Origin of the sequence: Aquimarina discodermiae, from assembly GCF_040786235.1 — a bacterium.
Taxonomy (GTDB): Bacteria; Bacteroidota; Bacteroidia; order Flavobacteriales; family Flavobacteriaceae; genus Aquimarina.
In genome coordinates this window covers 1-23141 of sequence record NZ_JBFMKP010000031.1, presented here as the reverse complement: position 1 = coordinate 23141, position 23141 = coordinate 1, and the positions used below count along the sequence as shown (strand labels likewise).

The following is a 23141-nucleotide window of genomic DNA, read 5'->3' as shown; positions in this document are numbered from 1 at the left end:
GTTCATTTCATTTATCACTTCCTTGTTCCTATTTTTTGTAACGCTGCTATAAAAAACAATCATAGCTTTGTAATAAAAGGAAGTAACTTTGTCTCTTTTAGCTCTTTTTAATTCATAATTGGTATAAGATTTATTTTTAGACAGAAAACATCTTATATTTTTCTAATTTCAACGCGTCGGTTTTTGGCTTTCCCTTCATCGGTTGCGTTATTTTCAACTGGCTTTGAAGCTCCAAAACCATTACTTTGTAATCTACTTTCATCAATATTCTCGTCTGTTAATGACATAAGAACCGATCTAGCCCTATTTTTTGATAATTTTAAATTAGACTCTTCATTACCTACATTATCAGTATGCCCCTCGATACTAATTTTTAAATCAGGGTTAGCTTTCATCATTTTCACAATTTCATTCACAATTTCATATGATTCTGATTTTATTCGTGATTTACCTGTTTCAAAATTTATATGTAAGGTTGCAAAACCGTTTGTATTAATTTCTGATAACATCTTGTCCGCGGTAATTTTTTCTATTGTCTGCTTAAAATCTTCCATTTCTACAACACCTATAATGCTAGAGTCTGAAGAAACTTGAAAACCTATCTTTTTATTTGAAGTTTTAAGAACATACATACTAATTGGAAGATTAACAACATCTCCAGCATAAAATTCGTGCATATGCTCATATATTTCATTAGGAGTTTCTCCCCATTTTTGAGTTAATTCATAAGGAAACTGATCATTATAAATCATTTTAGCTCCTATTGATTTTAAATATTCTGACACACTTTTATCAAAGAAATATTGTTGCCATTCTTTATCTCCATCCATAATTATTTTCATCCTTTCCACTTTACCTTCAAGAACAAAAAATGAATTTCCATCATACATCTCTAGTTTATCAAAATCATAAGATTTCGTAGCACTTGTATTTTTATCAACGATCATTCCTTTTGGCGGAGTAATATAAGGGTATGCACCAATATCTACTGTAGACTCCTGAATATCATCCCAAGAAAATTCTTTTATTTCTTTTTTAACAACATTTACCTCTTCTTTCTTTTCTGGTTCTGATTGGATAGAATCTTCAGTTTCTGAATTAGAAATAGCTTTTGTTTCCTCCTTATTTTTACATGATGATATCATAAGAAGAATTAAAAGGCTTGTGATTAATTGGTTTTTCATTTTTAAATTGTTTTCCCGGTTTTTATTTAGCTATAATATTTCTGTTATGATATAAAATTAGCTCTTTTATAGGTATTTAATACTATCTAATAATCAACTATAATGATTTTGTTCTTCCTCCATCTACAGGAAGATTGATTCCATTTATATATGACGCCGCCTCTGAAGCTAAAAACGCTATGGCATTTGCGGTTTCTTCGGGTTGAGCAAATCGCTTTGCAGGAACTTCATTCTCCATTTCTCTTATCACTTCTTCAATCGATTTTCCTGTTTTTGCCGCCTTATTATTAATTATTTCATTTAATCGTTCTGTCGCAGTTGATCCTGGTAATACATTATTTACAGTGATTCCAAATGCTCCTAGTTCATTTGCTAAGGTTTTTGACCAATTCGCTACTGCTCCTCTAATGGTATTAGAAACTCCTAATCCTCCTAATGGTTGTTTTACAGAGGTAGAAATCACATTGATAATTCTTCCAAAGCCTTCTTTTTTCATTCCGGGTACTAATGCTTGTACCAAAACATGATTACATTTTAAATGCTGCGTAAAGGCACTTTCAAACTCACCTAAAGTAGCATTAAACACAGGGCCTCCTGCCGGACCACCTGTATTATTTATTAAAATATGAAAAATTCTTTCCTCTTGTAAAATCTTATTTTTCACATCTTCAGGATTCTGAAAATCGGCTACAATGTAGCTATGCGCCTGACCATGATTTGTAGCTAGTTCATCCACAACCTGCTTTAACTTCTCTTCATTTCTGGCCATCAAAACAACAGTAGCTCCCAATAAAGACAGCTCTTTTGCAGAGGCTTTCCCTATCCCTTTTGTACTGCCACACACCAATGCATTTTTGTTAGTAAGATTTAAATTCATTTTTCCTTATATTTTTATGTTATAGCTACACTTTCTAAGACAAGTGCACCATTTATTGTTGTTTATTCTAAAATTGTATACATACATTTTTGGGTTCTGTAAAAAACCGTAAAGCTTCGAAGCCTCCTTCTCTGCCAACTCCAGAATCCTTTACTCCTCCAAAAGGAGTACGAAGATCACGCATCATCCAGGTATTTACCCATACAATACCTGCTTCTATTTGTTTTGCCATTCGCATACTTCTGGTTAGGCTATCTGTCCAAATAGTACATGACAATCCATAGCGTACATTGTTTGCCAAAGTCAAAGCTTCCTGATCGGTATCAAACGGCATAATCGTCACCACAGGACCAAAAATTTCTTCCTGTACCAATTTGCACTGAGCATCATTTACTTCGATAATGGTAGGTTGCAGATAATATCCTTTTTCATAACCTGCTATCGTTACATATTCGCCTCCACAAAGAATCTTACCGTCTTCTGCAGTTGCACTATCAATATAACTTTTTACTTTTTCTAAATGAGTTTTGGACACTAAAGCTCCAATATTGGTATCCTTATCCATAGGTTCTCCTACTTTTAATGCCTTGGTTTTTGTAACAAAATCTGTTTTAAACCTTTCATAGATACTTCTTTCTACCAAAATACGAGAACCACAAAGGCATATTTGTCCCTGATTAGAAAACGAGGATTTTAGTGTTGTTTCGAGCATACGATCATACTCGCAATCGGCAAATATGAGATTTGGGTTTTTACCGCCTAATTCTAATGACAATTTCTTAAACATAGGTGCGGCTATTTTTGCTATATGAGCCCCTGTAACCGTTCCTCCTGTAAATGAGATGGCTTTGATATGTGAATGCGCTACTATTGCCTGACCAACAGAAGTACCTAATCCATGTACAATATTTAACACTCCTTTTGGCAAACCCGCCTTGGTACATATCTCTCCTAGCAAATACGCAGTCATAGGGGTAACCTCACTAGGTTTTGCAATTACAGTATTACCAGCAGCTAATGCCGGAGCTATTTTCCAGGTAAATAAATATAATGGTAAATTCCATGGTGAAATGCATCCCACAACCCCTATAGGCTGTCTTAAGGTAAAATTAATAGCATCAAACCCCTGGCTTTCATGAGCCTCACTTGCAAATTGTGTGATCGCATTCGCAAAGAATCTAAAATTATCTGACGCTCTGGGGATATCTACACTGCGAGCTAAGGTCAATGGTTTCCCATTATCTATTGCTTCTGCCATTGCCAGTTCTTCGAGATGTTCTTCTATCAGGTTTGCAATTTTAAGCAAGATAGCACTACGTTGCTGTAAAGAGGTTTCTGACCAACCTATAAAGGCTTTGGATGCAGCTTCATAAGCCAATGCTACATCTTTTGAAGAAGAGTCTGGTGTCTGACTATACACCTCCCCTTTTGCTGGATTATAATTATCCAACCACTGGTTTTCTTGCGGTGGTATATATTGTCCGTCAATATAATTTTCAATCTTTTCTATGGTACCTATATTCATCATTTACCCAAAAATGTGTTTTAACTGATTTGCTGTATATTTTAAATCACCTGTATAGGTTTGTATTTCATTTTTATTAAATCTGGCAGAGGGGCCAGAAGTACTTATTGCTGCAATGCATTTTCCTTTGGCATCAAATACAGGAACTGCAACACACACCAAGCCAATTTCATTTTCTTCAAGATCTAATGCAAAACCTATATTTTTGATTCGTTCTATTTCTTCTTTTAATTGTGCTTTATTGGTTAAGGTATTTTTGGTAACGGCTTCGAGAGTACTGCTATCAATTACTGATCGATACTCGGGTTCTGCAAAAGCGAGCATCACTTTACCCAAACCTGTACAATGCAGTGGTTTTTCGCTTCCTATTTGCGAATTTATTTGTAAATCATGTCTACCTACCACTTTATCCAAAAAATACACTTTCTTATCTTTATAGATCGCCAAATGTGCCGTTTCTCCCGCTCGTTTGACTAAGTCTTCCATAAAGGGTCTGGCTTTGGAAATAAAATTTTTATGGATGCTTACTTTTTGCCCTAATTCGAATAATTTAAGGCCTAACCTATATTTTTCGTTTTCGGGATTTTGCTGAATCACATTCAAGGCTTCCATAGTAGCCAACATTCGATATACCGCACTTTTATTAGTACCGATTTTATGCGCTATTTCTGTAACACCCAACTCTATTTTTTCTGTAGAAAAACAATTCAAAATCTTGAATGCTTTTTCTACAGAGGTATTTAGAATTTTTTTATTTGTAGTGCTACTCATTGTATCATTATTCTATAAAGACGTTAATCTACTTTTTTGTACGCTATTGCTTTAATTTCTATTAATAAATGCGGGTGTGGTAACTGGTGTACGGCAACAGTAGTTCTCGTTGGCCCATCATAATCAAAATACGTTGCATATACTTCATTATACCCCCCAAAATCATTCATATTTACCAGAAAAGAAGTAATATCTACTACATCTTTCAAACTTGCTCCTTCTTCCTTTAAAATATCATTGATATTTTCTAAAACCGCTTTTGTTTGTGCTTTAATATCCAGATTAGTAGTCCCAAACTCATCTACAGCTACACCTTCGAAAGTGTTGTCTGATCGTCTCGAACTCGTTCCTGAAACATATATAAAATCACCTACCCGTTTTACATGAGGAAATTTACCTCTAGGAATTGCTTTTCCTTCTATTAGTTTTCCTTTATTCATGATTTCAACTATTACTATATCTATTAAACACTTTATTTTAATCCTGCAACCTTATCTTCTTGCAAAATTTCATTGGTTTCTTTTTGTATCTGTTTTAGCACTTCTTTCAGATCTTTATCAGTATTGATTTGTTCATCTGCTATAAGGTTTAATAAGGCCTTGTCCTGTGCTCTTCCTATTTGCATAGCCTTGGCATAGTTTATATCTTCATTGAATGTAACCATAGAATACTTTGAAAAATACTCATCTGGAAACACTTTTTCAAGATCCATTTCTAATTTTCTTTTTTGTTTAAAAATAGGATTAGATACGTGATCACGCATTTCATAATAATTATCAATAGCAAGATCTGCTATTGCATCAGTATCTTCTTTTCTTACTTTCTCATATGCTTTGAATGTAGCCGTCCAATCTCCTTTATTTTGTTCGAGAATTTCATCAAACACAACCACATCTTCAAAAGAAGCATTCATCCCCTGACCATAAAACGGTACAATTGCATGTGCTGCATCCCCGATTAACAATGTTTTTCCTTTATAATACCAGGGAGAACATTTTATGGTACCTAAAGCTCCTGTTGGGTTATTAAAAAACTCGTCATGAATATCTGGAATGAGTTGCAATGCATCTGGAAATTGTTTTTTAAAAAATTCTGTTACTTGATCTGGTGTCGTAAGGTTATCAAAATTATATACTCCATCACTATAGGATAAAAACAGGGTTACTGTAAAACTACCATCTAAATTTGGAAGTGCAATAAGCATATATTCTCCTCTGGGCCATATATGTAGATGATCTTTGCTTATTCTATGGCTTCTGTCCTTATTCGCAGGAATCTCTAATTCTTTATATCCGTGTGTCAAGTAATTTTGAGAATAGCTAAATAAGAATTTTTTCTTTAGATAATAACTTTTTCGAAGTGCTGACCCTGCTCCATCAGCTCCAAAGATAATATCTGCATCTACTGTTATCTCTTTTTTGGTGGTATAGCATTTAAACATTGCTGTAGTGGCATCAATATCCACATCGATACATTTTTTATTAAAATGTATGGTAACATTTTCATGCTTTTCTGCTTCGGAAAGTAGCAATCCATTTAACCCTCCTCTGGACACCGAATTAATGTATTCACCTTTTCTACCAGAATAGTCTGAAGCAAAGGTATTACCTTCAAGATCATGTATTAATCGACCATGCATAGGAATGCATAAAGAGGTTACTTTATCTGCAATTCCGACCATTTTCATTGCTTTTAATCCTCTATCTGACAAAGCCAGATTAATAGATCTCCCAGAAGAAATGGCTACAGTTCTTACATCGGGTCGTTTTTCATACACCGTTACTTTATATCCCCTTTGAGCCAATCTAAGTGCCAAAAGAGAACCGCAAAGGCCGGCTCCTATAATGAGTATATTTTCTTTTTTAGACATTACAATGCTTTTTTAAAGATCTCGACCATGTTAAATACATCTTCAAAACTGGTATAGAGCGGTACAGGTGCAAAACGAATTACATCTGGTTCTCGCCAATCGGTAATAATATGATATTCTGTAAGATATTGATGTAAACTCTTATCGGCATTTTGCACCTGGATAGATAATTGGCACCCTCTTTCATCGGGATGAGACGGCGTAATGATCTTTATTCGATCCGTATCTATTTCCTTAATCAAAAACTCTAAATATCCGGTTAGCTTTCTGGATTTTTCTCGTAATACATCCATTCCTATCTCATCAAAAATATCTAAAGATGCTTTGATCGCTGCCATAGACAAAATAGGTGGATTACTTAACTGATATCCTTCTGCGCCTGGCATTAGATCAAACTCTTGTCTCATATTGAAGCGAGTTTTTTTATTATGGCTCCACCAACCCGAAAAGCGCTTTAATTCTTTGTTATGTGCATGTTTTTCATGAACAAACAATCCTCCCAGACTACCCGGGCCAGAGTTTAGGTATTTATAGGTACACCAAGCTGCAAAATCTACTCCCGATTTGTGCAACTCTGGTTGTATATTTCCGACTCCATGTGCCAAATCAATACCCACCATACATTGATGCGCATGCCCTAAATCACTAATTTTTTTTAGGTTGAGATATTGACCCGTATAATAATTTACTCCTCCGATGAGCAGCATGGCAATTTCATCACCTTGCTCTTCTAGAATAGCCTGTAAATCTTCTATTTCTAATAGTTCTTTTCCTTTAGGTGGTTTCCATTCGACAATACCTTCTTTAGGGTCAAACCCATGAAAATGCAACTGCGATTCTACAGCATATCGATCAGACGGAAAGGCATCACTCTCTATTAATATTTTATATTTTGTACGAGTTGGTCGATAAAAAGACACCATTAACAAATGTAAATTGGTAGTCAGCGTATTCATGATCACCACCTCTATAGGTTTAGCACCAACTACCCTAGCCATTGCACCGGTTAAAAATTCGTGATAAGGCATCCATGGGTTTTTTGCTTCAAAATGCCCTTCTACCCCCAAATTTGCCCAATCTTTTAACTCCTGATTGATGTATTGTTCTGTTTTTTTTGGTTGTAACCCTAGCGAATTACCGCACATATATATCCAATCCTTACCGTCAACGTCTTTTGGGATATGAAATTGATCACGATAATCAGAAATGGTATCTTTTTTATCTAGTTCTTTAGCAAATGCTAAACCAGTTTTAAATGCAAGTGGCATTCTTTAATGTTTTAATAATTGAAACAGTGTTTTACTAATTTAAAGCAAAAAAGCATTCGAAACAAGTATTTAACGTTATATTAAACTTGTCTCAAATGCAGCATAAATATCATTTTGAATAAAATTTTCTTTTAAAAGAATTTGACTTCTTTTCTTTTAATCCAAAGAATTATTGTACTTAACACAAAGGTTACAATAGCAACAACAAACAAGGTTCCCCCATCATTATTGACTTCTATGCCGAGTTTGGTTAAATGCATCATGATAGCTCCTCCGATAGTGCCCAAGGTAATCATCGCGCCTATCCAAGCTGTTTTGGGAATTATTAATAAAATTCCTGCTATTAGTTCAACAATTCCTGTTCCTATTCGACCATAAGGTTCCATTCCAACTTTTGTGAATATATACACACTGTCCGGATGGGCCGTAAACTTAAATCTAAGTGTCTGAATCAAGATCACTGCTACGATTACACATAGCAACTGAGGTAAAATCCTTTTCATACTGAGTAATTAATTAGTTTTTAAATTATGACGATTGTGTTACAAATACTTACAAAAAAGTATCCAATTTTCCCTTTTCATCAATAAATGTATAGTTTCTTTAAGAGAAATACAATTTTTTACTAGTAATATATTGTAAAAACTCATTAACCCCCCATTTTATCTTAACTTCGTTGAAACAAAGTTGTTTACATAAATTTTAAGCTTTTACCAGAATAACTTTTGTATGTTATCAAACACAAGTTTAGAATAGAAAAACAATCATATAATCACTAAATACCCTCTCCTTATATGAGTTTAGAAATTGAACTAAAAAGTGAAGATAATCACTCCAAAGTCTTAATACGTGACGGGCAATTATGCAATTATCAATTTTTAGAAACCGAAATCATGCATCAACAAGGAGATCCCGGCTGGAGTAACACCGAAATTGAAATGTTTCCTATTATCGGTGCCACAAAAGGAAATAATTTTTCTGTTGCAACTCCAAAAAAAGAAGCAAAACTGGATCAACATGGTATTTTAAGAGCAATGAACTATTCTTTAAAAAACACAGCCACCCCAAATAGTGTTAGCTTCTACAAAGCATATACTGCTGATACTTTAGTAGCAAATCCTAAATTTCCAGAAAAATCGACTTTAGCATCTTTAAGCTGGCCCTATAATTTTGAATTTACCAAAACCTTTAAATTAACTAATACATCCCTACGAGTCACTTTTGAAATTCATTCAGAAGAAGGGATGCCTTTTATGATAGGGTTTCATCCTGCATTAAAAATTTACACCAGCAACCCCTTGTTCGAATTTAAGGACAAAAAAATTCCTTTAACTGATGTTTTAGAAACAGGATCAACCGCGTTTCCTGTCCAAGATTGTGATGACCTAACCTTATCAAATAACGGTAAGGTAAATGTAAATATAAAATCACCAGGATTTAAACACCTAATGCTATGGAGTCCATCCTCTAACATGGCTTGTATAGAACCTATCACATTTTATCCCGCCAGTGTTTCTGAAAAAAACTTATACAAAGGATTTGAATATAGTTCTGGACATGAAATATTCGAAACAATTATTTCTCCTTCAGCATCATAGACCTATAAACAGAAATACCATGTTCGTATTCAGAAGGTTTACGTTTGACAAGTAGTTTATGAGAAGTAAAAGAATCTACCAAACCTATTTATTATATTTACGAACCAACATAATTATAAAAAGTAATGACTCCCGATTTTAATGAATATTTTAAAACCAATAAAGACACTTGGAATAAAAAAGTAAACATCCATGCATCGAGTGATTTTTATAGTATGGATCGGTTTAAGTCGGGAGAAACCTCATTAAACTCATATGAATTAGATGCCTTAGGTGATGTTACTAACAAATCGTTACTACACTTGCAGTGCCATTTTGGGCAAGACACACTTAGTTGGAGTCGAATGGGAGCAAAATGTACTGGTGTTGATTTATCTGAAGAAGCGATTAAATTAGCCACTAATTTAAACCAAGAATTAAACCTAGACGCAAAATTTACTTGCTGTAATGTGCTTGATACTTCGCAATATATTAAAGAGAAATTTGATATTGTTTTTACCAGCTACGGAGTTATTGGATGGCTACCTGATCTGGCACCTTGGGGAAAAATGATTTCAGAACGACTAAAGCCTGGAGGAATTTTTTACATGGTAGAGTTTCATCCTATTGTTTGGATGTTTGATTACCTAAAAGAAACACCAGAGTTAACTTATGGCTATCAACAAGAAGAAGTTATTTATGAAGAATATCAAGGGACATATGCTGATCCTAAGGCAAATATCACCAGTAAAGAATATGCTTGGAACCACGGACTAGGAGAAGTAATTTCTGCACTTACCAATGCTGGGCTTTCTATTAGCTATCTAAACGAATTTGATGCATCTCCTTATGAAATTTTTCCTGGGTTGCTTAAAGACAAAAATGGAATGTTTGTCACCAAAGACAAATTGTATCCATTGGTTTTTGCTATTAAAGCTACACTATAATCAATATTTTTTTTCTAAATAGCACCTAACTTTTGTTGTGACTATTCTAAAATTCGCTTAAGCCATTTCATTTTACCCGAAGAGTAAGGAGAGTATTTCAAATTTAACTCTATCCAAAATGGTTTTTGAATAATACTTTTATAGTGTGAAAAAGTATCAAATCCATATTTACCATGATAACTTCCTATCCCACTATCTCCAACACCTCCAAAGGGAAGTGATTTTTCTGTAAAGTGCATCATCGCATCATTTATAGCTCCTCCTCCAAAAGAAATCTTCTTCAAAATTTCTTTTTTAACCGTTTTGTTCTTCGTAAAAACATAACATGAAAGAGGTTTTGGTAACTTTTTGATTTCATCTATCGCTTCTGTAACAACATCGAACGTTATGATTGGCAAAATAGGTCCAAAAATTTCTTCTTGCATTATCGTATCCTCAAAAGTAACATCGGTTAAAATAGTTGGAGCTATCATACGTTCTTCTTTATTAGTACTTCCTCCAAAATAGATCTTATTCACATCGATCAGATCACACAATCTATCAAAGTTTTTTTCATTTATAATTTGTGTATAATTATCATTATCAATCTTATAATCAGCACTATTAATATGCTTTTTCATTGCTTCTAAGAGTCTGTCTTGTATACTTGACTCTACCATAACATAATCTGGCGCTATACACGTTTGCCCCGCATTAAGAAACTTTGCCCATACCAATCTTTTTGCTGTCATATCTATATTTACGTCTTTGGTAATAATTGCCGGACTTTTTCCTCCAAGCTCTAATGTCACTGGAGTAAGAAATTTTGCAGCTGCCTGGTAAATAATTTTTCCTACCGAGACACTTCCTGTAAAAAATATTTTATCAAACTTGACCTCTAACAATGCTGTTGTTTCTTCTACTCCACCTTCTATAACTTTAAAAAAAGATGGGTCAAAATTCTGATTAATTAATTGCGTCATCATAGCAGAAGTATGATGTGACACTTCGCTGGGTTTAAGAATTACAGTACATCCAGCTGCAATAGCAGCAACCACAGGAGCCAGCGATAATTGGTAAGGGTAGTTCCAGGCGCCTATCACCAAAATGGTTCCATACGGTTCTGGAATACTATAACTTAAACCAGGTAAATTTAATAACCCTGCAACTTTCTTCTTTACTTTTGCCCATTTCTTAACATTCTTAATTGCGGTATCTATTTCATTATAAATTACTGATAATTCGGTCGCGTAGGTTTCATATGAAGACTTTTTGAAATCTTTATAAATTGCTTCAAAAAGAATATTTTCGTTCTTTTTTAAAACGTTTTTGAGGCGTTTTAATTCTTTTATTCGAAAATTAACATCCTTGGTTGCATGCGTATCAAAAAAAACTCGCTGTTGCTCTATTACCTTATTATAATCCATAGTTAGTACCATATTTTACCTCACTAATTTTCATTAAAATCATCATCTTACTAAATTGCATCAAAAAATATGATGCGTACTAAAAAAATAGCCTGAAAAAATATACGATTTTCAGGCTAATTCTTAATAGATAATATGATTCATTTAACTTTTTAGTTGCAATTCTTTCTGCATTTGTTTCACAGTCAATGTGCTTCCGTCATGACTCCAACCAGGAGGACCAAAAATATACATAAACTTATGATACCAATTTCTTGATTTCTTTGTATCATTCCAGATATCCCTGTATTCATGAGTTAGAATTACCCATGGATTATAGGAGTTAGGGGCATGCGTTACCCCGTATTGTATATCTATATTTTCATCTAATGGTTTCCAGGTACCAAATATTTTATCAAAAACATTCAAAAACCCACCATGATTCTTGTCCATATACTCCACATTCTTGGCATGGTGTACCTGATGCATTGTATGCGTATTAAATATTTTTTCAAGGATCCCAAGTTTGGGAATGTATACCGAATGAAGCTGAAATTGCCATAAAGCCTCAATACCTAAGCACACTACCACCATTTCTGGAGGAAATCCAATAGCTGGCATCCACATATAAAATAATGGTTTGTACAAAAGTGTAAACCACCCGTTGCGCACGGCGGTTCCTAAATTAAAATTATCAGAAGAGTGATGCACAATATGAGCTGCCCACAAAATTCGAACCATGTGATTTTCTCGATGAAACCAATAATAGGTAAAATCATCAGCTAATTGACATAAAAGCCAAACATACCAAGCATACCCAAAAGAAGTCCACCCCATAATATTTGTTCGAACGCCATCAATTTCTGGGTTAAAAAGCTCATAAACAAAATGAAAAAGTACAATCGAAAAAACAGTTTTAATTAACGGTCCTAACAATGCAGACCCAACTCCCATCGTTAAACTTGCTGATAGATCTTTCCAATTATATAAACTTTTATGATCATGAGTTTTGCTGTATGTTAGCTCTAATAATATCAGTCCCAAAAAGCAAGGTACGCCATAGACCAAAGGGTTGGTAAAATCCATTTTTCTTAAGTATTTTTTTTAGGGGGAGAATATATGAAGAATTTTCAGTAAATCATCCAGAAATTCTACGCAAAGTACTTCAAACACCTATCATTCTAGTTAAAAACGCTAAACATAGAATAATATTACTAAAATAGGCCTTATAATTTTTTATAGTCATGCTACCTCATATGTAATTCTCGAACCTCGATTACCACATCTTACTAGTAATTCAAATTTAACTTATACCTGTAATATACCAGCCTCAAATATGTACCTTACTACATATATTTGTATATTTGCACAGTTTTTTAATGACCACGTGATTTTGACAAATAAATAATTTTATTGCAGCAATTAGATAAATGTTCTAACCCATTTAAGCAATCGCTGTAAGTATTATTAATTTTTTATATATTCTTAAAACCAAAACCAAAATGAAAAAAGTCACTCTTATCACCATACTATTTATGGTATTTTCCTGTAGTAAAGAAAATCTAAACGAAACTACAGCACCAACCACCAATCTTTATGAATCAGAAAAACTACTTTCTATCACAGAAATCAATAAATATATTGCTGGTGAACTAAAACAACATCGTGATGTAAACTGGGCCAAAGCTCCTTCAAATGTGTTATGGAGTGCCGTTGTGCATGGAGGAGAAATCCTGAGTGTTGGATATGGAGAAAAAGGAGAAAGTTTCTCCATTCAAAAATCTCCACGTCTTAAAAACGCACAAGAAAACATTTACAACATTGTTCAGTCTATTGAAAGGACTGATAAATCAAGTACAACAACTTATGCAGATAAAATACTTAATGTAGTGGATGTAAAAGTTACCAAATTAGAAACCATAAAAGCGTTACAAAATGCTGATCAAATTAGATATTTAGATCCTATTGGCTATGGTTTTTATTTAGAGCGTGACAATTCTACTCATCAAAAATCTGCCGGCTGCAGCAAAAGTGGCGAGAACATTAATAGTGCAGATTACTCTGTAATATCTCCAAATGCACACTTACCCTGGAACTATAATATCCACAAAATATCACAGGCCTGGAATTACAGTACAGGAGCTGGCATTACTGTAGGATTGATTGACACAGGAATCTCTGCAAGCCAAAACCTTTTAGGAAATGGTTTTAACGATGGAGCTTCTAGCGGTAGAACCGTTCAACGATACGGTAACTACATCGATTCTATATGGCCCTGGTCAAATAATGTTGACGGTCCTAATGATAAATGTGGTCATGGTACTCAAATGGCTTCTGTTATTGCTTCACCACGTAATAATGATTACATGCCTGTAGGAGTAGCCTACAATTGTAATTTGATCGCATATCGTAGTACAGCAGATGTAATTCTTGATGACTATCACGAACGCAAGGGAGTAAGTAATGCATTAAAAGCTCTTGGAAACAAAAGCGAAGTGAAAATTATTTCTATGTCGATAGGGTATCCATGGTCTATTGGAAATGTAAAAGATGCCGTAAAATATGCATACTCTAAAGGAAAAATGATTTTTGCTGCAGGAGGTACTTCTACTTCATTTACCAATTGGGTAGGAGTTATTTTCCCGGCTAGTATGTCTGAAACCATTGCTGTTACCGGAATAAAAGATAATGGATACAAGCAATGTGATATTTGCCATGACGGTGAAGAAATAGATTTTACCATCGTTATGCAACGTGCCAATGATGGAAACAGAACGGTACCTGCCTTAGGCTTTAATACAGGATCCAGAACATATGTGGGTGGATCTTCTGTAGCAACTGCTACCACTGCAGGTATTGCCGCTTTGGTATGGGCGCGTAATCCATCTATGACCAGAGCACAGATTCTTGATAAGTTAAAAAGAGCTGCAGAGTTTTATCCAAATCGCGATGAAGATTACGGCTACGGAAATATTGATGCTTTAAAAGCTGTACAATAGCAACACTTATAAAAATACTGGTTAGAAACAAAGTAAAAAGGATGTCTGAAAAATCGGACGTCCTTTTTTATACCTATTCATATTTGAATTTATAGACGCTCATTATCAAAACTCTGGAATAAACAAAAAAGGAGCGTCTAACTATTTAGACACTCCTTTTTTAAGGTTTTCTTATCAAAGAATTAAGCAAGAACTTCTTCCTTTTCTTCTTTTTCTTTTTTCTTTTCTTCTTTTAAACCTACTTTACTAATCGTATCATGCATTATTGGTGTTGCAATAAATAGCGACGAGTAAGTACCTACCAATACCCCAATAATCAAAGAGAACATAAAGCCTCTTAATGGTACTGCAAATATGAAAATTGCAATAAGTACTAATAAGGTAGTTAATGAGGTGTTTAAAGTACGGCTTAATGTACTGTTTAGAGCTCCGTTTACATTATCACCCAATGACCAACCAGTATGCTCTCTAAAGAACTCTCTAATCCTATCAAATACTACCACCGTATCATTTAATGAATATCCAATCACAGTAAGAATTGCTGCTATAAAAGCCTGGTCAATTTCCATGTTAAATGGCATAAACTTATAGGTTAATGAAAACACACCTAATACAACCAAAACATCATGGAATACTGCAGCCACAGCACCTAAACTAAACTGCCATTTTCTAAATCTTAGTAAGATATACAAGAACACTACTATAAGCGAACCTAAAACAGACCAAAATGCCGCTTGCTTAATATCATCGGCAATAGTAGGACCTACCTTCATAGAAGACATCACTCCTACCTGCTTATTATCATCGCCATAAGCAAACTGATCATAAGTTAAACCTTCTGGTAAATAGGTTGTTAATGCATTATATAATTTGTTCGAAATTTCTGCATCTACCTCTTCTCCCGTTTCATCGATCTTATATTTCGTAGTTATCTTTAATTGATTTTTGGCTCCGTACGTTTTTGCTTGTGCACTTTCGAATACTGCTACAAGGTCTTTCTCTACTGTTGTAGGAACTACATCTTTTGCAAAACGAACTGTATAGGTTCTACCTCCTACAAAATCTACTCCATAATCCAGTCCTTGTGTAAACAATGATGATAATCCTGCCAGGATTAATACCCCAGAAATTGCATAAGCAACTTTACGCTTCTTTAAGAAATCAATATTGATGTTTTTAAACAGGTTTTTGGTAGCTCCGGTAGAAAACGCAAGTTCTTTACCATTTTTACCATATCCGTCGATAAACAGACGTGTTACAAAAATTGCAGTAAATAAAGAAGTTAAAATACCGATTAATAAAGTAGTCGCAAAACCTTTAATAGGTCCAGTACCAATAACAAGTAAAATAAGACCTGTTAAACCGGTAGTAATATTCGCATCAAGAATAGATGACAATGCATTATTAAAACCATCTTTGATAGCATCTACCTGTGATTTTCCTTTTGCAAGCTCTTCTCTAATTCTTTCGAAGATAAGTACATTTGCATCAACAGACATACCAATCGTTAATACAATACCTGCGATACCAGGAAGTGTTAATACTGCTTTTAAACCTGCCAATACTCCAAAAATAAATAGAATATTAACAATCAATGCAACATCTGCAAAAGCACCTGCCTTACCGTAATAGAATATCATCCAGATTAGGATCAGTACCAATGCTATAATAAAAGACATGATACCACTATCGATAGCTTCTTGTCCTAATGATGGTCCTACTACCTCTGCCTGAATAATATCTGCAGATGCGGGTAATTTACCAGCTCTTAATACATTTGCTAAATCCTGACCTTCTTCGATAGAAAAATCACCAGTTATTTCACTTCTTCCTCCGCTAATCGCACCAGTTGTAACTCCTGGAGCAGAGTATACAATATCATCTAAGACTACTGCTATTTGACTTCTTTGGTTAAATGCTCTTCCGGTCATTTCTTCCCATTTCTTAGCACCTTTACCATCCATTTGCATCGTTACTGTTACAACCCCTACCTGGTTATATTCTTGTCTGGCATCTGTAATTACACCTCCACTTAATTCGGCTTCATTACTACGATTTCCTTTAATCGCATATAAATCTAAAAACTCAGAGTCTTTAACCGCTTTTCCCCAGGCAAACTTCACAAAACGTTGTTCTGCTGGCAATAGTGCTCTTACCTTAGGATCATTAAGATAAGCCATAAATTGCTCTGCATTTTTTCTCTCTACAGTTGCAATTACCGGCCCTCCTTGTCTTCCTTGTCCTGCAATAAGATCAAATAATGGATTTACCTGTGCTTCTACTGCTGTAGAATCTTCTGCGTTTTCTAATAAATCATCGATTGAGGCATCTTCTTGTAAATTTGTTGAATCTACCTGAGTACTATCTGTAACAGCCTCTTTTTCTTCACCTTCAACAGCCTCTTTTTCTTCTGTAGCTTCCTCTACAGTTTCTTCTACTTTCTCTTCTTGTTTTTTAGCACTTTCTAAGTTTTCTTTCAGTAAATTATTAGCCGCTACAAGGTGTCCGAAAACTTCTTCCATTTTATAAACGTCCCAAAATTCTAACTGCGCAGTACTTGTTACCAAGTTTCTTACCCTGTCAATATCTTTGGCTCCCGGAAGCTCTACCAACACTCTTCCTGACTCTCCTAATCTTTGAATATTTGGCTGTGTTACTCCAAACTTATCAATACGCTTACGTAATACCTCTACAGCAGAAACAACCGACTCATCTATTTTTCTTTTTAAAATAGGACGAACCTGATCATTAGTCATATCATACGTGATATCATCGCTTAAGTTTTTGTTTGCAAAAATATCTGGTGAAGCCAGTTTTGCATCTGGTATTTTTTCGAACTCAGTAAAGAAATCATCGATATAATCATTCTGGCTATCTTTTTGAACCTCATCGGTTGCTAATAACGCCTGATTAAATGAAGGGTCCTTAGAATCGTTTGCCAGTTTACTCAAAATATCTTTTACAGAAATCTGAAGAATAACATTAATTCCTCCTTTAAGGTCAAGCCCTTTATTAAGCTCTTTCTCTTTTGCTTCTTTATAAGTAATCCCAGCAAAGATTTCTTCATTACCGATAGAATCTAAATAAGCACCTTCTGCCAGCTCTCGTAATTTAGAATAGTCTTTTACAGTTTCTGGATATTTCTGTTGTGCATAAACTTCTGCTTCTTTTTCTTTTGTATTGGTTAAATAGGTGTATGATAATTGATATATACACACCAATCCAAACAATACTGCAAATACTCTTACAAGTCCTTTATTTTGCATTGTTAATTGTTTTAGGTCAAGCCCAGATTTTATTCTGACTTGACAATTATTTGTTAATTATTAAATATGATTTATGAATGCTCCTGAATTAAACCATCAAGGGCATTTTTGCAAAAGTAAAATAGCTTTTTAAGAATACGATCTATTTTTACTTTTAACAAAGACGAGAAAATTATAGGAATCTGTATCGTTAGATATCCTACTTAAGAAATAGGTCCAGCTCTCACTTCTGGAATATTATGAGAAGTATTATCTATTGCAATTGCAATATTTGTATGAATTCTTTGCGCTACCCGAATGAGTTCATCCAACTCATCAGTATCAATTCTTGAAATGAAACTATACGAAAAACCTGTAGAGCGTTTTTGTTTTTGTTTTATTTCGAGAGGGTATTGTCCTGTAAAACCAGTATCAAAACCAGTATTTTTTTGAAGTTCATGAACATCAAGATTATAGGCTTCAAAATCATTATTTACAGGAGGAAGTTTATCTTTCTTTTGGTTTTGATCTAAGACAAGGTGCTCTAGTGCGCTGTTTTGTTTTTTAGAAAGTATTTTTTTGATACTTGCTACATCAGCATCACTATAATACGTAATTTTTAACGTACCATCTTTTAACTCTTTAGAGATTCTAACATTTTTAACCCCTATAGCATGCAATTGCTTTTTTACAATTGAAATTGCATTTTGAGCTTCTGGGGAGGTTATTTTGGTATTAGCAAATTCTAATACAATCTCTTGATTAGGCACAACGGTTTCCTGTTGCATTGCTACCAACAATGCAAGTACAGCAATTAAAGTCCCGAAGTACCATTTTTTAGTCATCTCGCAAATATAGAAAAATTAAAATTGCATTTACGATGTCTCTAGATAAATATCTAATTCTCTTTTCCAATCGTAATTATCAATTCAAAGAACTTAAAAACAGAGCCAATATTGTATTAAAACAACAAAAGCCGCAATAAAGCGGCTTTAATATCAATATCATAACAGACTTAAGAGACTTTACTAAGCTCTAACAATCCATTTGTCTTCTTAACTCCTTCTGCACTTTCTGCAAGTTTTGCTTTTTCTGCTTCGCTAAGTTCTATATCTACAATTTTTTCTATACCATTTCTTCCTAATACAACAGGTACACCAATACATAAATCATTTAATCCATATTCTCCTTCTAATAATGTAGAACAAGGGAATATTTTTTTCTGATCACAAGCAATCGCTTGTACTAATCCAGAAACAGCTGCACCTGGTGCATACCATGCTGATGTTCCTAGTAACTTAGTTAATGTAGCTCCTCCTACTTTAGTATCTGCAGCTACTTGCTCTAAACGATCATTAGCGATAAATTCTGAAACCGGCACACTATTTCTTGTTGCCAATCTTGTTAAAGGCACCATTCCTTTATCACTATGCCCTCCAATTACCATTCCGTCAACATCAGAAATCGGAGCTTCTAGTGCTTCAGCTAATCTATACTTAAAACGAGCACTATCTAAAGCTCCACCCATCCCAATAATTCTATTTTTAGGAAGATCTGTAGTCTTATGTACCAAGTAGGTCATAGTATCCATAGGATTACTTACCACAATAATAATTGCATTTGGAGAGTGTTCTATCAAACTTGAAGATACTGATTTAACAATACCTGCATTAATACCTATCAGCTCTTCACGAGTCATACCAGGCTTACGAGGAATACCAGACGTAATTACAACAACATCACTACCCGCAGTTTTAGAATAATCTCCTGTCGTACCAGTAATTTTAGTATCAAATCCATTTAAAGAAGCTGTCTGCATAAGGTCCATTGCTTTACCTTCTGCATATCCTTCCTTAATATCCAACAGCACTACTTCTGAAGCAAAATCTTTTATTGCTATGTATTCGGCACAACTTGCACCTACTGCACCAGCACCTACTACTGTAACTTTCATTATTTATGTCTTATTTTAATTAATATTTAGCCCTGTACTGAAATGATTTCAATACTTGCGCGAAAATACAAATTCTTTAGTGAATTAATTAACAAATAACACGTTAATTACCAGCCAAATTTAAGTCCTAAGGAAAGATTTCTATAGTTTTGAAAAGAATAGTCCATATTGGCTTTAAATACACCAAACTTTACTTCGGTACCAAATGTTGCCTTAATACCTCTGCCTTTATTTTTCACATTAATAGGATCTACTATGGTTTCTTCGATACCACTCAAATTTTGAGCTTGGTATACTCCTAACACTTTTGCTCTGCTAGATCCAAAATAATAACCCAACCCGCCATAAAAATTTAACACCGGTAATTTTGTAGAAACAACCCCAGACAACAACCAAGAATTTGTATTTACAGTAACTTCTTGATTTGCATTTGCATCAATATCATAAAATCCTTTTACATTGGTGTATCCTAGTAAACCAGAAAGTCTTACCGGCCATCTTTTTAAAGGGAATACCCAATCTGTAAATTCATGCTGAAATGCCACTCCATACAACCGTATTTTAGAACCTTTTACCGCACTGATTTTTGGCAAAAAACGTACTTTTATCTCGGTACTTTTTATCAAACCTACAGATCCCTGAATAAATCCACTGGGTAGTGATTTCACCTCAGAATCTCCAATTCCATTAGGCAAAACAACTTCTAATTGAGAGACTTGCCCTTGATTAATTACCACAACAACATCTTCTGAGTTAACTCCTACGGCATTGGCTACCTCCCGCCTCGTTTGTCCATCCTGAAAAGTTACGTCTGTATACTCTCTAGTATCTAATATAAAGGACCTTTTATCTTTTCTTATGAATGAAAGATTTCCTACAATCCCTACCTCAAAATGCCATAGTTTTTTAGTCTTTCCTGAAGTATACCAACCATTAGACATGATATTCACCAACGATTCTCCTGCTGGCTCAAAATAAGCTTGACTAAATGTATGGGCATTATCAATACCTATATCCAGAATACGATCTATATCGGTTTGCGAAACTGCGGTATATCCAAAAAGTAGCACTAAAAGTAGGGTACATTTTTTCATAAGATTTGGGCTTAATGGGAGTTGCAATATAAAAAAAATCTGCTACACCGTATGGCATAGCAGATGTAAGCGTATTTTAAAAACGTATATTATGCATCAATATTGGCATATACTGCATTCTTTTCTATAAACTCTCTACGTGGTGGTACTTCGTCTCCCATTAGCATAGAGAAAATCCTATCTGCCTCTACCAAATTATCGATAGTTACCTGACGCATTGTTCTATATTCTGGATTCATTGTAGTATCCCATAGTTGCTCTGCATTCATCTCTCCAAGACCCTTATATCGTTGTATTTTAGAATTTTCTCCAAATTCTCTAACGATTTGATCTCGTTGATCATCATTCCATGCATATTGTTTTTTAGCACCTTTTTTCACCAAATACAATGGTGGTGCAGCAATATAAATATGCCCTGCTTCTATCAATTCTTTCATATATCTGAAAAAGAATGTAAGAATCAAAGTAGATATGTGACTACCATCAACGTCGGCATCACACATAATTACAATTTTATGATAACGTAATTTTGACAGATTCAACGCTTTACTATCTTCTTCTGTACCTATTGTAACTCCTAAAGCAGTGAAAATATTCTTGATTTCTTCATTTTCAAAAACTTTATGATGCATTGCTTTTTCTACATTCAGAATTTTACCACGTAGTGGCAGAATTGCCTGAAACATTCGATCACGACCTTGTTTTGCTGTACCACCTGCCGAATCTCCCTCAACAAGAAACACTTCGCACAATGCCGGATCTTGTTCAGAACAGTCAGAAAGTTTACCTGGCAAACCTCCGATACTCATTACCGATTTACGTTGCACCATTTCACGTGCTTTTTTTGCAGCGTGACGTGCCTGTGCAGCTAGTATTACTTTTTCTACTATTGTTTTAGCATCACTCGGGTTTTCTTCTAAATAGTTCTCAAGCATTTCTGAAACTGCCTGAGAAACCGCAGAAGTCACCTCTCTATTACCTAACTTGGTTTTTGTCTGACCCTCAAATTGAGGTTCTGCAACTTTTACCGAAACAATAGCGGTTAATCCTTCTCTAAAGTCATCTCCTGCAATCTCGAACTTAAGTTTATCCAACATTCCAGAAGCATCTGCATACTTCTTAAGCGTGGATGTCAACCCTCTTCTAAAACCAGAAAGATGGGTTCCTCCTTCATGCGTATTAATATTATTCACATAAGAATGTAAATTCTCTGCATAAGAATCATTATAAATCATAGCCACTTCTACAGGGATGTCATTTTTTTCACCTTCCATAGAAATTACATGACCAATAATAGGATTACGGCTTGCATCTAGAAATCTTACAAACTCTTTAAGTCCTTCTTCAGAATGAAATACTTCTGAAACAAACTCTCCTTTGTCATCCTTATTACGTTTATCGGTAAGCGTTATCCTAATTCCTTTATTAAGGTACGCCAATTCTCTCATACGACTAGCCAGCGTATCATAACTATACTCTGTAGTTTGCTGAAATATGGATGTATCTGGTCTAAAAGTAACGATAGTACCTCTAAAATCAGTTGATCCCGTAGATTTAACTGGATACAATGGTTTCCCTCTTTCATACTCCTGCTCCCATATTTTACCATCTCTATGTACATAGGCATGAAGGTGATCTGATAATGCATTTACACATGATACACCAACACCGTGTAAACCTCCAGAAACTTTATATGAATCCTTATCGAATTTACCTCCGGCACCAATTTTGGTCATTACAACCTCTAATGCAGAAACTCCTTCTTTTTTATGTATCTCTACTGGAATCCCTCTACCATTATCCTGTGTTGTAATAGAATTATCTTCATTTATTGTAACCTCTATAGTATCACAATGACCGGCAAGAGCCTCATCAATAGAGTTATCCACGACTTCATACACCAAATGATGCAATCCTCTTACTCCAACATCTCCAATATACATCGATGGACGCATACGTACATGCTCCATTCCTTCTAATGCCTGAATACTATCGGCAGAATACTTTTTCTTATTTGTTTCCTCGCTCATAAACCAGCTTTATTTTTTATATATAATTTTGGTTAACGAACAAATATAAAAAATCACACAAAGGATAAAAGTATTTTACTAAAGATGATTTAAAGAGTTATTAACAATTAGTTAAGAATACAGCCGGAAAAGAAAAAAGCTCCTTAAAAACGCTAAAAACAGCCTTAAACGCAAAACAAGCAGAAAAACATTTTTACGCCATTTTCTATTTTATCAAAATCGTGCATTAAAACAGCGCTATGCACGTAAAAATATTATAAAAATTAAAGGCTAAGTTCTAAAATAAATATGTTTTATCTTTGAACTATTAAATTTCAGCTATGATCCCAGAAGATTTTAAAGATTATTTTGTGAATTGCGTTCACACAGAGCAGCAATCGATTATTTCATCACTATTGTCTATGTCTACTACAAC

The 23141-nt window shown here is 34.5% G+C and carries 18 protein-coding genes; 3 read left to right on the top strand and 15 right to left on the bottom strand.

Annotated features, from left to right (window positions below; translation table 11 throughout):
* Nucleotides 1-152 precede the first annotated feature (152 nt).
* The 8 genes from ABW636_RS18275 to ABW636_RS18240 all read right to left on the bottom strand — a co-directional run bounded on the left by ABW636_RS18275 (nucleotide 153) and on the right by ABW636_RS18240 (nucleotide 7998).
* Nucleotides 153-1184, bottom strand: a complete 1032-nt coding sequence (locus ABW636_RS18275) for an OmpA family protein (protein ID WP_367591515.1) — start codon at nucleotides 1182-1184, stop codon at nucleotides 153-155.
* Nucleotides 1185-1281: 97 nt separating this feature from the next.
* Complete coding sequence (locus ABW636_RS18270; RefSeq protein ID WP_367591514.1) at nucleotides 1282-2061, bottom strand: SDR family oxidoreductase; 780 nt, start codon at nucleotides 2059-2061, stop codon at nucleotides 1282-1284.
* A 67-nt stretch (nucleotides 2062-2128) separates the two neighbouring features.
* Nucleotides 2129-3589, bottom strand: coding sequence for an aldehyde dehydrogenase (locus ABW636_RS18265; RefSeq protein WP_367591513.1), 1461 nt, complete (start codon nucleotides 3587-3589; stop codon nucleotides 2129-2131).
* Nucleotides 3590-4357, bottom strand: coding sequence for an IclR family transcriptional regulator (locus tag ABW636_RS18260; RefSeq protein ID WP_367591512.1), 768 nt, complete (start codon nucleotides 4355-4357; stop codon nucleotides 3590-3592). It abuts the gene before it with no gap.
* Between the two features lie 23 nt (nucleotides 4358-4380).
* Nucleotides 4381-4797, bottom strand: a complete 417-nt coding sequence (locus ABW636_RS18255) for a RidA family protein (RefSeq protein WP_367591511.1) — start codon at nucleotides 4795-4797, stop codon at nucleotides 4381-4383.
* A 32-nt stretch (nucleotides 4798-4829) separates the two neighbouring features.
* Nucleotides 4830-6227: an FAD-dependent oxidoreductase gene (locus ABW636_RS18250; protein WP_367591510.1), complete on the bottom strand. Its 1398-nt coding sequence runs from the start codon at nucleotides 6225-6227 to the stop codon at nucleotides 4830-4832.
* Entirely contained in the window at nucleotides 6227-7495 is a 1269-nt protein-coding gene (gene kynU, locus ABW636_RS18245; RefSeq protein ID WP_367591509.1) for a kynureninase, read from the bottom strand. Before kynU ends, ABW636_RS18250 begins: the two co-directional genes overlap by 1 nt.
* A 131-nt stretch (nucleotides 7496-7626) precedes the next feature.
* Nucleotides 7627-7998, bottom strand: a complete 372-nt coding sequence (locus ABW636_RS18240; protein WP_367591508.1) for a DoxX family protein — start codon at nucleotides 7996-7998, stop codon at nucleotides 7627-7629.
* Nucleotides 7999-8289: 291 nt separating this feature from the next.
* On the opposite strand from ABW636_RS18240, the gene ABW636_RS18235 reads away from it, so the two are divergent.
* A complete protein-coding gene (locus tag ABW636_RS18235; protein ID WP_367591507.1) occupies nucleotides 8290-9093 on the top strand; it encodes an aldose epimerase family protein in 804 nt (267 codons plus the stop codon).
* Between the two features lie 125 nt (nucleotides 9094-9218).
* Nucleotides 9219-10019 (top strand): class I SAM-dependent methyltransferase, encoded by an 801-nt coding sequence (locus tag ABW636_RS18230; RefSeq protein WP_367591506.1) that lies wholly within the window; start codon nucleotides 9219-9221, stop codon nucleotides 10017-10019.
* A gap of 41 nt (nucleotides 10020-10060) precedes the next feature.
* On the opposite strand, the gene ABW636_RS18225 is transcribed toward ABW636_RS18230, so the two are convergent.
* Both ABW636_RS18225 and ABW636_RS18220 read right to left on the bottom strand, forming a co-directional pair.
* The gene (locus ABW636_RS18225; RefSeq protein ID WP_367591505.1) at nucleotides 10061-11425 is read right to left on the bottom strand and encodes an aldehyde dehydrogenase family protein; all 1365 of its coding nucleotides are present in this window, start codon (nucleotides 11423-11425) and stop codon (nucleotides 10061-10063) included.
* A gap of 144 nt (nucleotides 11426-11569) precedes the next feature.
* The gene (locus ABW636_RS18220; RefSeq protein WP_367591504.1) at nucleotides 11570-12490 is read right to left on the bottom strand and encodes a sterol desaturase family protein; all 921 of its coding nucleotides are present in this window, start codon (nucleotides 12488-12490) and stop codon (nucleotides 11570-11572) included.
* A gap of 416 nt (nucleotides 12491-12906) precedes the next feature.
* On the opposite strand from ABW636_RS18220, the gene ABW636_RS18215 reads away from it, so the two are divergent.
* Nucleotides 12907-14403 carry a S8 family peptidase gene (locus ABW636_RS18215; protein ID WP_367591503.1) on the top strand — a complete coding sequence of 499 codons (1497 nt, stop codon included), beginning with the start codon at nucleotides 12907-12909 and terminating at the stop codon, nucleotides 14401-14403.
* Nucleotides 14404-14585: 182 nt separating this feature from the next.
* On the opposite strand, the gene secDF is transcribed toward ABW636_RS18215, so the two are convergent.
* The 5 genes from secDF to gyrB all read right to left on the bottom strand — a co-directional run bounded on the left by secDF (nucleotide 14586) and on the right by gyrB (nucleotide 22726).
* Entirely contained in the window at nucleotides 14586-17669 is a 3084-nt protein-coding gene (gene secDF, locus ABW636_RS18210; RefSeq protein WP_367591502.1) for a protein translocase subunit SecDF, read from the bottom strand.
* 203 nt (nucleotides 17670-17872) lie between these two features.
* Nucleotides 17873-18493 carry a hypothetical protein gene (locus tag ABW636_RS18205; RefSeq protein WP_367591501.1) on the bottom strand — a complete coding sequence of 207 codons (621 nt, stop codon included), beginning with the start codon at nucleotides 18491-18493 and terminating at the stop codon, nucleotides 17873-17875.
* 170 nt (nucleotides 18494-18663) lie between these two features.
* Nucleotides 18664-19602 carry a malate dehydrogenase gene (gene mdh, locus ABW636_RS18200; protein WP_367591500.1) on the bottom strand — a complete coding sequence of 313 codons (939 nt, stop codon included), beginning with the start codon at nucleotides 19600-19602 and terminating at the stop codon, nucleotides 18664-18666.
* A 107-nt stretch (nucleotides 19603-19709) separates the two neighbouring features.
* The gene (locus ABW636_RS18195; RefSeq protein WP_367591499.1) at nucleotides 19710-20696 is read right to left on the bottom strand and encodes a DUF6588 family protein; all 987 of its coding nucleotides are present in this window, start codon (nucleotides 20694-20696) and stop codon (nucleotides 19710-19712) included.
* 89 nt (nucleotides 20697-20785) lie between these two features.
* On the bottom strand, nucleotides 20786-22726 hold the full coding sequence (gene gyrB, locus ABW636_RS18190) for a DNA topoisomerase (ATP-hydrolyzing) subunit B (protein WP_367591498.1): 1941 nt from the start codon (nucleotides 22724-22726) through the stop codon (nucleotides 20786-20788).
* Between the last annotated feature and the right edge of the window lie 415 nt (nucleotides 22727-23141).